At 69.2% G+C, this 11,573-nt stretch carries 10 protein-coding genes; 2 read left to right on the forward strand and 8 right to left on the reverse strand.

The window, feature by feature from the left end:
- Window positions 1-232 precede the first annotated feature (232 nt).
- Complete coding sequence (locus OH809_RS06470) at window positions 233-1,201, reverse strand: LLM class F420-dependent oxidoreductase (RefSeq protein WP_406423298.1); 969 nt, start codon at window positions 1,199-1,201, stop codon at window positions 233-235.
- A complete protein-coding gene (locus tag OH809_RS06475; protein ID WP_406423297.1) occupies window positions 1,198-1,983 on the reverse strand; it encodes an ABC transporter ATP-binding protein in 786 nt (261 codons plus the stop codon). The genes OH809_RS06470 and OH809_RS06475 overlap by 4 nt, the downstream gene beginning before the upstream one ends.
- 260 nt (window positions 1,984-2,243) lie before the next feature.
- Between OH809_RS06475 and OH809_RS06480 the strand changes: the two genes are divergently transcribed.
- Together OH809_RS06480 and OH809_RS06485 are read left to right on the forward strand one after the other, a co-directional pair.
- Window positions 2,244-3,269 (forward strand): ABC transporter substrate-binding protein, encoded by a 1,026-nt coding sequence (locus OH809_RS06480; protein ID WP_406425340.1) that lies wholly within the window; start codon window positions 2,244-2,246, stop codon window positions 3,267-3,269.
- A gap of 126 nt (window positions 3,270-3,395) precedes the next feature.
- Entirely contained in the window at window positions 3,396-4,238 is an 843-nt protein-coding gene (locus OH809_RS06485) for an ABC transporter permease (protein ID WP_406423296.1), read from the forward strand.
- Window positions 4,239-4,596: 358 nt separating this feature from the next.
- Here the strand turns inward: OH809_RS06485 and OH809_RS06490 are convergent, their stop codons facing one another.
- From OH809_RS06490 to OH809_RS06515, 6 genes are all read right to left on the reverse strand, one after another.
- Window positions 4,597-4,920, reverse strand: coding sequence for a hypothetical protein (locus OH809_RS06490; protein ID WP_406423295.1), 324 nt, complete (start codon window positions 4,918-4,920; stop codon window positions 4,597-4,599).
- 92 nt (window positions 4,921-5,012) lie between these two features.
- Window positions 5,013-5,465 carry a hypothetical protein gene (locus OH809_RS06495; protein ID WP_406423294.1) on the reverse strand — a complete coding sequence of 151 codons (453 nt, stop codon included), beginning with the start codon at window positions 5,463-5,465 and terminating at the stop codon, window positions 5,013-5,015.
- Entirely contained in the window at window positions 5,462-8,677 is a 3,216-nt protein-coding gene (locus tag OH809_RS06500) for a M36 family metallopeptidase (RefSeq protein WP_406423293.1), read from the reverse strand. The genes OH809_RS06495 and OH809_RS06500 overlap by 4 nt, the downstream gene beginning before the upstream one ends.
- 454 nt (window positions 8,678-9,131) lie before the next feature.
- On the reverse strand, window positions 9,132-9,455 hold the full coding sequence (locus OH809_RS06505) for a hypothetical protein (protein WP_406423292.1): 324 nt from the start codon (window positions 9,453-9,455) through the stop codon (window positions 9,132-9,134).
- Between the two features lie 70 nt (window positions 9,456-9,525).
- Entirely contained in the window at window positions 9,526-10,080 is a 555-nt protein-coding gene (locus tag OH809_RS06510) for a hypothetical protein (protein ID WP_406423291.1), read from the reverse strand.
- 94 nt (window positions 10,081-10,174) lie between these two features.
- Window positions 10,175-11,401 carry a DNA sulfur modification protein DndB gene (locus OH809_RS06515; protein WP_406423290.1) on the reverse strand — a complete coding sequence of 409 codons (1,227 nt, stop codon included), beginning with the start codon at window positions 11,399-11,401 and terminating at the stop codon, window positions 10,175-10,177.
- Between the last annotated feature and the right edge of the window lie 172 nt (window positions 11,402-11,573).

The following is an 11,573-nucleotide window of genomic DNA, read 5'->3' on the forward strand; positions in this document are numbered from 1 at the left end:
CCCCCGGGGCTGCTGGGCGGGTCCTCAGCTCCCTGGGCCACCGGCAACCGGGACACCCGGCGCCCCTCCGCGGCCACCGGGCACCCAACCCTGCCCACACCCACCCTGAACTGCTGCTATTTACGCGTCAGAGGCACTCTCGCTTTCCCGCTCAAGATCCGGACACCGCCGCAAGTGAAACGCAGGGGCTACCGGGGCGCTCTTCACCTGGGGGATGAGGTTTTCGGCAAGCTCAGGGTGCCCCGGGTTTCACGTCCTCCAGCTGCGGGAGCACCTCACTCGCGATGAGTTCCAGGTGGTCGAGATCAGTGAAGTCGGTCAGGCGCAGATGGATCCGACTCGCGCCGATCGCAGCGAACTCGCCGAGCCGCTCGACGAGCTGGGCCGGGGATCCGACCACCGGATCCTCCGGCGGCAGTGCGCTCTTGACGTGCAGCGGGGCGGCCCGCCGCTGCGCCTCCGCGTCGGTACGGCCGATCGCGACCACGACACCGGCCGAGAGCACCAGCGGTGGCCGACCGGCGTCGGCCCGGCCGGTCCGGTCGCATGCCTCGGCCACCCGCTGGTACGCCTGCGCCGTCTCTGCCACCGACTTGAAGGGCATGTTGAACTCGTCGGCGTACCGGGCGGCCAGCGCCGGGGTGCGCTTGGGGCCGCGGCCCCCGACGATGATCGGCGGCCCCGGCACCTGCACCGGTTTCGGCAGGGCGGGCGCGTCGACCAGCCGGTAGTGGTCGCCGCGGTAGCTGAAACTCTCGCCGACCGGTGTCCGCCACAGGCCGGTGATCACGGCCAGCTGCTCCTCCAGCTGGTCGAAGCGCTCGCCGACGGCCGGGAACGGGATGCCGTACGAGCTGTGCTCCCGTTCGTACCAGCCGGCGCCGATGCCCAGCTCTACCCGTCCGCCACTCATCCGGTCGACCTGCGCCACCATCACGGCCAGCGGGCCGGGCAGCCGGAAGGTGGCCGACGTGACCAGGGTGCCCAGCCGGATCCGGGAGGTCTCCCGGGCCAGCGCGCTCAGCGTCAGCCACGCGTCGGTAGGGCCGGGCAGCCCGGGATCGGCGCCCATCGCCTGGTAGTGGTCGGCCCGGAAGAAGCCCTCGAATCCGCCGGCCTCGACGAGTCGTACGAAGCGCAGCTGATCGTCGTAGTCGGCGCCGCGGTGCGGCTCGGTGAAGACGCAGATCCGCACGGTCATCGCCCTTCCGTTCCGGTCGGCGCCGACATGTCCCGTTCCATCAGCAGCTCGTGCAGGTCGGCGCTGCACCGGGCCACTTCGCCGAGATGCGCGGTACGGCCCAGCGTCCTCGGCCGGGGAATGTCGACGTCGACCACCTTGCGGATCCGGCCCGGGCGCGGGCTGAGCACCACCACACGGTCAGCGAGCAGCACGGCCTCGTCTATCGAGTGGGTGACAAAGACGACGGTGGCGGAGTTCTCCATGTGGACCCGCTGCAGCTCCACCGCGAGTTCCGCGCGGGTGAGTGCGTCGAGCGCGGAAAACGGCTCGTCCATGAGCAGCACGCGGGGCTCGCCGATCAGCGACCGGCACAGCGAGACACGCTGCTGCATACCGCCGGAGAGCTCGTGCGGCCGGTGCTTCTCGAAGCCGCCCAGGCCAGCCGTTTCCAGCAGCCGGTACGCCCGGGCGCGGTGCTCGGCCTTGCTCCAGCCGAAGATCTCCACGGGCAGCAGGACGTTGTCGAGGACGGACCGCCAGGGCAGCAGGGCCGGCCGCTGGAACAGCATGGCGACGTCCCGCCGGGCTCCGGTGACTCGATCGCCGCCGATGGTGATCTCACCCTCGGTGGCCGGCAGCAGTCCGGCCATCAGCCGGAGCAGTGTGGACTTGCCGCATCCGGACCGGCCCACCACCGCCACGAACTCGCCCTCGGCAATGTGGAGGTCGACGCCCTGGAGCGCCACCGTCGAACCGGACCGGCTGGTGAAGGTCCGGGACGCACCGGCGAGTCTGATCATCCGGCGGTCTCCCCCATCCACTGGCGATGAACCATGCGGCCGGTTCGTAACTCCCGGTCAGGTTAGCCGGACCAGGCGGCTCAGCGGTACCTGTCGTCCTGTCAGAAAATTCTTCGAACCAGGTGTCACACAGGCGGGGTTCTCGTACGCTGTTACCCGCGCGAAGCGTCATGTACTCCGGCGGTTCCGTTACGCCGTCCTGTCTCGACGACCCCCTCCGCCGACGCAGGTCCGCGGTCGGAAAGGACAATACGGTGCGCATGAACAGACTCGCCCGTACGGTCGCCGCGGTGGCCCTGGCCACGGCGCTGGGGCTGGCGTCGGGGTGCGACGGATCGGACTCCGACACGGCTGCCGGTGCGGGCGGCACGGGGTTGGAGAAGGTGACCTACCTGACCTCGTTCGGCAACTTCGGCCGGGACGCGTACGCCTGGGTCGCGAAGGACAAGGGGTTCTTCAAGGAGGCCGGCTTCGACGTGGACATCAAGCCGGGCCAGGGCACCGGCGGCGTGATTCCGGCCGTCGTGAGCGGCCAGGCGCAGTTCGGCCCGATCGACCTGACGGGTGGTCTGCTGCAGATGGGCAGCGGCCAGGCGAAGGACTTCGTCGCGGTGGCCGCCATCCAGCAGCGCACCATGGCCGCGATCGCGACCACCGAGGGCAAGGGCATCGCCGCCCCGAAGGACCTCGAGGGCAAGCGTCTCGCCGACACACCCGGCTCCGTCGTACGCAACCTCTTCCCGACGTACGCCCGACTGGCCGGGATGGACGCCAACAAGGTGACCTGGGTCAACGGCGACGCGCAGACCCTGATGGGCACGCTCGCCAGCGGCTCGGTGGACGGCATCGGCCAGTTCGTGGTGGGCAAGCCGACCATCGAGGCGGTGACCAAGAAGAAGGCCGTCCTGTTGCCGTACAGCGACGTGATGCCCGATCTCTACGGAAACGTACTGATCACCTCGACGAAGATCGCCGAGCAGAAGCCGGAGATGGTGAAGCGGTTCGCCGCCGCGCTGCTCAAGGGCCTGGAGTACAGCCTGGCCAACTCGAAGGAGGCCGCCGAGATCCTGGAGCAGAACGTGGACGCCACGAACCCGGCTGCTGCGGCAGCCGAGTTGGACCTGATGGCCGCGTACGTCACGCCTGGCGGTTCCGGCACCGCGATCGGGACGCTGGACTCCGGACGGGTCGCGAGAAGCATCGCGATCCTGCAGGACGCGGGTGCGCTGCCGCAGGGCATGACCCCTGAGCAGATCATCGACTTCGACCTCGTACCGAAAGCCTGATCACACTGGTTGCCCGAACGTGCGTTCCCTGCCGGCGGCCGGCGGGGAACACCGGCACTACCGCCTCGACTCCGCGCTGAGCGGCCCGAGTAAAAGGAGGTGCAGGGGCGGCCCGAGGAGGATGGGATGACCGAACTCTCGCCGCCGCAGCAGACCTCAGCAGCGGGCCCGGTGCCGGTGCCGCGATCCGGCCTACACCGCGGGGCGGGGGCCGGCGCCGTGCTGCTGCCCTCGGCCGGGCTGCTGGTCGCCCTCGGGGTGTGGTGGCTGCTCACGTCGGTGCTGGAGGTGGTCCACCCGGTGGTACTGCCTCCGCCCGGTGCCGTGCTCTCGGCGTTCACAGCAGCCCCGGCCCGGTTCCTGGAGCACACCGGCGACACCACGGTGGAGACGCTTGTAGGCTTCGTGCTCTCCACCGCCTCCGGAGTTCTGATCGGACTGTCACTGGCCGGCTCGCCATTACTGGAGCGGATGTTCACGCCGCTGCTGGTCGCCGTCAACGCAGTTCCGAAGATCGCGCTCGGGCCGCTGCTCGTGGGGGCGCTCGGCTGGGGAGCAAAGCCGGTCCTGACCATGGTCTTTCTGCTCTGCTTCTTCCCGATCGTGCTCTCCACCGCGACCGGCCTCACGTCGACCCCGGCGGACCTGGCCGAGCTGGCGCGCTCGCTGAACGCCTCGCGCTGGCAGGCGTTCCGGAAGGTACGGTTGCCCGCCGCGCTGCCGCAGATCTTCGTCGGGCTGAAGGTGGCCATGCCGCTCGCCGCGATCGGCGCGGTCATCGGCGAGTTCCAGGCCGGTGAGAGCGGGCTGGGCTATCTGATCGTGCAGGCCGGCGGGGTCGGCGACACCGCCACTGCCTGGGCGGCGATCATCCTGATCGGGCTCATGAGCATACTGCTCTACTTCGCATTGGTGCTGACGGAGCGGTTCGCACTGCCCTGGGTCCGGGAAACCACCTCGCGCGGCTGACCATGGCTGGTGACCTTGTGCGTGCCGATAAAAGTTCCATGAAGGTCAGGCCCGGGACGGCGCCTTCGAGGCGTCGCCCACCCGGGCGCACTCCTGAAGCGCGCCCCCGCAATCCCCCGCGGCCGGGCCTTTCGACATCCGCCCTGACCTGTGGGGTCAACAGCCTGCCGCGCGTTGTCGTTCAAGCACACCTGGCGGTGAGCCCCAGCCGCGGGGCGAGGTGCGTGGGTGAGCGGGGAACGGCGTCCCGTGGTGGTCCTCCTGGTCACGATGGCGATGGCGGGGCAGGCCGCGGCGAGGCAATGTCGGGCGTGGGACGGGCGGCACCGGGCCCCCTGCCGGTGCTGCAGGTGATTGGTCAGCCGGTGGTGCCGGCCCGGACTCGGGCGTAGAGGGTGGGGAAGAGTTCGACCTCCTCGGCCTCCTCCGCGGTCACCCGTCGGGTGGCGAGACGGTCGCGGGCGTCGTGGTGGGCGCGGCGCAGGTGGCCGGTGTGCTCCAGGTGGTGCCAGAGGAGACGGAAGGTCTGCTGGTGGTCGTAGAGACCGGTCTCGTACGACCGGGTGGTGATATGCCGGGCCTGGACCATCAGGGCCTGGAAGTTCTGCCGGTCGTCACCCTTGAGCAGCTGTGTCAGGCGGCGCTGATACACAGCCAGTTCCGGCTCACCAGTCGTGTGCAAGTAGCTCCTCCCTCGTGTCGACGCCTTGCCGTGTTCGCTGTCGGGCGGCGATGGTCATGCGGAGGCGACGGTGAAGGTGATGCGCCGACCGGTCAGCCGACGACGTGCACGGCCATACGGAAGCTCCTGGGCCCCGGCCGTCCGTTGGCCTGGATGACAGCGTCGCCCGGGTGGACCGCGCGCACCTCCCAAGCACGGAAGCCGGGATCGGATTCGTAGTCGAGCCGTACGAGCACAATGCTGTCGCCGTCGACCGAGGGAGCCTCCCAGCGCCATCGGCCGGAGAGCCGCAGCTGCACCGTTCCACCCCTGCCGACGGTCACCGTGCGCCCGCTGTCGCCCTCGGTGAGGATGCTCGTCGAGGCCGACGGACCGGGCTCGCTCGTCCGAGGGGGCGCGGGGGATGCCGGGGCACTGGATCCCGAGCTCGGCTCCGTCGTCCCTCCACCACCGGGAGCCGGCTCCGACGAGCCCGTACAGGCGGCCGCCGTCACTCCGAGGACCAGGGTGACGACGGCCGCGCGGCACATGTGCATCCGCGTCATACGAGCGGGATGTTGATGCACGTCAGGATCGCCACCTGCTCGGCGCGTTCCTGCCGTGTCGCATCCGGGTCGAGCCGTACGGCCTCGGCATGCTGCACCGCCTCCAGGAAGGGGGTGTCCGCCTTCAGGTCACTGTTGGTGTCGACCAGTTCGTCGGGGTCGAAGGACCCATTTGCGAAGTTCAGCCAGGCAGTCAGCAGTTGGCGGTCGAAGGTGCGCTCCGGGTCGAGCAGGGAGAGGAAGAGTGTCTGCGCCGCCTTCTCCTGCGTGGACACGTCGCGGGTCTCGGAGAAGACCGCACTCGAGTGCTGGACGATCTTCAGGTAGCAATCGAGCCGCTCCTTGCCGAGGCCTGTGAGGTCTCCGGTCAGATACTTGACGTACCAGACGTCGGCGAGCAGCGACAGCGGCGCGTTGCCCTGGACGATCAGCGGGGTCCGGTCGGAGCCGGTGCCGCCGTCGTCGTCGCGGGCCGTGAACGAAAGGTCGTACAGGCACGGCTTGTCGTACGTGTGCCCCTGGGTGTCGGTCACGTCGCGCGGCTGGACACTGGGGCTGCGGGCCGGGTCGGTGCCCGGTGGATTGACGAGCGACGTGGTCCTGGTGTCGGGTGTGCCGTCGCCCCACGCCCAGGTCATGGTCTCATCGTCGCTGCCGGGATCGGTGACCCGCCCGGCGTACTCCTTCCCCTCCCCGGCATGGACGACGATCGTCTTCCCGCCGGCCAGCTGGACCGCCTCCGAGGTGTCGATCGCTGCGGTCGGGTCGACATTCACCACGGTGATCTCGGCATCCTGGCAGGTCGTCGTGTCGTCGTCGCTGCCGCACACCTTCACGGTGAAGGTGCCGTTGTCGCCGAAGACCAGTTCCTTGCTGAAGGTGAGGGTGGCATCCGGCCGGGTGTTCTCCAACTGGCCGGGAAGGGGTACGGGTTTGCCGTCACCGTGATCGATGGTGGCGGTGAGCGGGTCGAGCCAGCCGGGGTCGGTGACCGTACCGCTGACGGTGAGCTTGCCGCCTTCCTCCCGCGGCCCCTTGACCGTGAAGGTGATGGCGGGAGCGACATTGGTCACGGTCACGGTCGCGGTGTCCGTGTCCGATCCGGCGGCGTTGCCCACCCGCAGACCGACGGTGTACGTACCATCCTGGCCCACCCGGTCGAAGAGCGGACTGACTCCGGTGGCGTCGTCGTACGCGCCGTCACCGTCGAGGTCCCAGGCGTAGGAGGCGCCTCCGGCCGGACTGCTGCTGCCGCTCGCGTCCAGCCGGACGTCGGAGCCCTCCTTGGTGGTGTAAGGTCCGCCCGCATCGGCGGTGGGTGCGCAGCTCGCGGGGTAGTCGGTCGCCGGGTTCGCCTCGCCCTGGCTGGGCGAGGAGGCGCTTGCGCCCATGCCGCGGGAGGCGAAGACGCCCCACAGCAGGCACTGGTTGGCGCCGCCGTAGTCGGCCCGGTCGGCGGCGAGGATGCCGTCGCGAGCGTCCAGGAAGTCCGGGGTCGACGGGGTCATCTTCATGCCGTCGACCATGAGTTGCTCGTGCTGCTGCTTACCGGTGGCGTTGCCGTGCGCGCCAACGAGGGCTGTGCGCATGTTCCACATGGCAGTGGCCCAGATCTCGCCGTCATTGTGAACCTCGCACCCACCCTCGCAGAGGTCACCGTAGGTGAGCGGGCTGTCGTCGTAGGCAAAGCGGCGGACGCCCGTCGGCTCACCGTTGGCGTACTCGCCGTAGACCGGGTCGCTCCACATCGAGGTGGCGATGGCGTCGCCCCAGCCCTCGCCGAGCGCACCGGTCTGCTCGCCGTCACCCAACTCGCCACCGCCGACGAGCCGGTTCGACAGGCCGTGGCTGTACTCGTGGGCGACCGTGTCACCGTTCATACCGCGGTGCGTGTTGAACTGGCCGCAGGAGTCCCGGCCGACGAAGAGCCGCATGGTGGGGTTCTGGCCGTCCTCGGGGGTGCCGAAGTTGGCGTTGCACGCGGAGTCACCGTCGGCGTCGTAGTCGACGTAGACCTGGACGCGGTCGCCGCCCGCGCCGCCGTTCCCGAGGTTGTCCTCCTGGAAGTTGCCCGACGCCTCGTCGAAGCCGAGTCCGTAGAGGAAGTCGTGCATGCGGTTGGTGTAGTAGAACGCCTGGGTGACGACCGCGTCCCGGTCCGTGGTGAGGTCCGTGCCGCCGCTGCTGCGAAAAGCGTCGGTGAAGGTGTAGTTGAAGTGCTGGTACGCCGGGTCCCCGGCGGCCGGAGTCTGCGGCTGGTAGCCGAGCGATTCGGCCCCGTCGAGGTTCTGGGACGCCTCGGCGTTGTTGCCGGTGGTCACCCTCCCGCTGACCCAGGGCCGGCCGAGACCGCTGAACGGTACGACCGAGGCGTCGCCCGCGGTGGGGTTCTGCCCGGTGAAGACCCGGCCCTCGCCCTCGTTGTGGGTGAGGTCGCTGCGGAACAGGATCCTGCCGCTGCCGGCATCGACCACGGTGTCGTACAGATGCCCGTTGTCCGCGGTGAGAGTGGTCCGCCAGGCAGGCCGGGCACCGTCCGCGAGCGGGAAGGTGACCCGGGTGGCGGTACTCGTACCGGCGGGGTCATCGGTCCCGACGGAGGCAGCGGCGCGCCCCAGCGCGGCCTTGCGATCGAGTTTCGTCGCCGTACCGTCCGCATGCGCGTCCGGGATGAGGCTGCCGGTGGCGGTGATGATGCGGCCGCTCGTGTCCACGGCGACGGAGAGCCGACCGCCATAGACAGGGATGCCGTTGTCGGCCTGGCCGATGAAGACGTGCTGCACACCATTGTGTTCGGTGCGGTAGGACTTGACGACCCTCAGGGCCGAGAGCTCGGCGGCGGAGAGACCGTAGAGGTCGGCGTGGTCGCGTACATGCTTCAGCGCGATGGTGCCCGGGTCGGTGGAGCTGGCGGCGGTGAGGGCCTTCTTCCCCTCCGGGGAAACCAGCCGCGGCGTACCGTAACGCCCCCAGCGGACGGCGGCACCGTCCAGTTCCTTTGCCGCGCGTATCTGCCCGGCAGTCGGCTGAACGCTCTTGTCGCCGCGTACATCGATGTTCGGATACGACTGGTCGGGCCGTTCTCCGCTCGATGCCCGGGTCGGCCTCGAGGTTTCGCCGGTAGTGTCGGTGGTGGTCGCAGTTGTTGTGCCTGTGGAGGCCGGTAAGGCAGCGGCCGGTGAGGCAGTGGTCGCCGGCAGTGCCAATAACACCGCACCTATGAGAAGCGACCGGGCGCTGCGCGCGCGCGAGGACAGCATCGCCTTTCCCCCGTTTCCTTGACCCGGTTGCCCCGGGTCCCTTGACAATGGACCCAGTCACCGTACGTGGGCATGACAATCCAGGGAAGGGCGCGAAGGAGCCATGCCGGGGGCCGCCCCACGCGAGCGGCCCCGTCGCACCTCAGCCGTTCAACAGAACCGGGAAGGACTCCATATCGTTTTTCGTCATCACCGGAGGCCTGCGAAGGTCCTCGTCCGGCACGGCAAGCCGCAGCGACCCACGTAGTACCTCTCGCGGCCTTCGCCCTCGTCCACGTCCGCCCTCATGAACACAAGGGCTTTGTTGCCGGTGTCGAGCGACGCCAGCTCTCGTTCCCAGGCCCGCCTGATGTCAGTGGAGTCCCCAGCACTTCGGGCGTCTACTGAAGCGGCGCTCAGCGCTACGTCAGCCGGTGGTGCCGACCCGGATTCGGGCGTAGAGGGTGAGGAAGAGTTCGAGCTCCTCGGCCTCCTCCGCGGTCACCCGTCCGGTGGCAATACGGTCGCGGGCGTCGTGGTGGGCGCGGCGCAGGTGACCGGTGTGCTCCAGGTGGTGCCAGAGGAGACGGAAGGTCTGCTGGTGGTCGTAGAGACTGGTCTCGTACGACCGGGTGGTGATATGCCGGGCCTGGACCATCAGGGCCTGGAAGTTCTGCCGGTCATCACCCTTGAGCAGCTGTGTCAGGTGACGCTGATACACAGTCAGTTCCGGCTCACCAGTCGTGTCCAAGCAGCCCCTCCCTCGTGTCGATGCGTTGCCGTGTTCGCTGTCGCGGTGGCGAAGGTGATGCGCCGGCCGGTCAGCCGACCTTCTTCCACTCCTGGCAGCGCTGGGTCTCGAAGTACTCGCCCTTGTTGAGCGTCACTCGGCCCGGGCCCTTCAGGTTGTTGTTGGCGATGATCGCGTCGAACTCTCCGCTGGCGTCCTTCAGCCGGGCCCAGTAGCAGCCGAACGAACCGTCCGAGCCTGCGGTCTTGTACGTCCCTGCCTTGATGTCCTCGCCGACCAAGTACTCTCCGTCCCCACCAAAGCTGGTCGCGGGACCAGCCTCCTTGGTCTTCTTCGGCTTGGCGGTCACCGTCTCGGTCACGGTCGGCGCGGGACCGGCCTCGGCGGTCTTGGTCGCGGTCACCGTCGGCCCGGGCTTCGCGGAGGCGCCGGCCTTGGTGTCCGCGTCGGCGTCCCCGCTGGAACCGATACCCGTGCCGATGAACAGGGCGACGAAGGCGACCGCGCCGTGCGTGAGCCATGCCTTGCCGCGCGAGGGCTTGCGCGGCAAGGGGACCGGCGGGGTCGGGACGACGTACTGGGGAGTGTTGTACGGACCGGGGCCCTGATACTGCGGAGTGTTCATGGCGTGCTCCAAGTAGGCGTGATGCCGGGGTGGTTCGGGATACCGACCCCGCCGTAATGGCGGGCCGGGCTGGTGCTGTGCGTGAGATCCGGTGCTACTGGCCGCGGATCTTGCGCCCCGCCTCGGTGCCGGGGTAGAGGATCGCGTCGGCGACCCGGCCCCCGGAGTCCTTGACGCCGCCGCTGAAGTTGAGGCGTCCGGTGGCACTCGCCTTGGCCGCGACGCCGTCCCAGTAGCGGGCCTCGCGGTCCCACTGGATGTCGGCGAGGAGCCGGTGCAGGTCCTCGGCGCCCAGCGCGTTCATCGGGTCGGCCCACGGGGTGGTCTGGTGCACGGCGATGCCGAGGCCCGCGAGTACGGCCGGCGCGGTGATGGCACTACGCGAGGCGAAGTGCGGGAAGTGGTCGGAGATCAGCCGGGCCAGCGTGGGGACGACGCTCCCCTCCACCTGCTCGGCGTTCGTACCTGCGGGGAGCTCGTCCTCGTGGACGGTCTCCGCCGAGCGCGACAGTCCGGCACGCCCGTAGATCGCGGTGATGACGAGGGCGCGCAGCGCGGAGAGGGTGACGACCTCCGGGTCGGTCTTGCCGACCTGCCGCTTGCTGGCGTTGACGAGCTTCGTGAACGGTACGAGCTTGTCGTCGACATCGACCTTCACAGCATCGGCGAGACGGTGCGCGAGCCGGGTCGCGAAGTCCCGCTGGTCCATGGACATGGCCAGGTTCTTGGCGACGACGACGCCCTGCACATTGCGGTCGTAGAAGATCTGCCGCGCGTCGGCGACGGACAGGTCCACGTACAGCTCGAAGGGGACACGCACCTGGGCGAGTTCGGCGTACGTGAGTCCGTACCGCTCGGGGTCGTCGTAGAGCTCGTGCCAGGCCGTCGTCTGCGTCTCGCCGTCGATGGCGACGACGCAGGTGCCGGGCGTGATGGTCAACGTCCGCAGTCCGGTGCCGGGCAGCAGCTCGTCGCTGAGCGCGGCGAGCGGTCCGGCGTGCCAGAACGTGATCGGCGGCGTGGACCAGCCGGCACCCAGCTCCCCCTTCACGCCGTCGGCTATGTACTCGGCGTACGAGCCGACGTTCTTCCCCTTCTGCGTGGACTTCAGCGCCCGCTGCACCAGGGCCCGCAGCTCGGCATGACGCCGTACCGCGCCGGCCGCGGCCTTGAGTGTCTTGGCGTCCTCCTCGCGGCGGGGCGAGGGCACGAGCTGGACGAGCGTCGGCACGGACATGGTCCCGATCACGGCGTCCGCGCGGAACGGCATGACGGTGAGCTGGATGCCTTCGACGACCGTGGTCGGCAGGGTGATGTGCATGGCGTGTCCCCCCTCGGGATCAGAAGAGCGGTGCACGTGTCGGCACCGCGCTGCCGGCAAGGCAGCGACCACCCCACGGGCTCATGCCGTGAAAGGTGCTGCCAACCGGAAGCTCAACCAGATAAGCATTACCGTGAAAGCACTGTCAAACGCCTTGACGGATTTGACGGCC

This window comes from Streptomyces sp. NBC_00873, assembly GCF_045207415.1.
Lineage (GTDB): Bacteria > Actinomycetota > Actinomycetes > Streptomycetales > Streptomycetaceae > Streptomyces.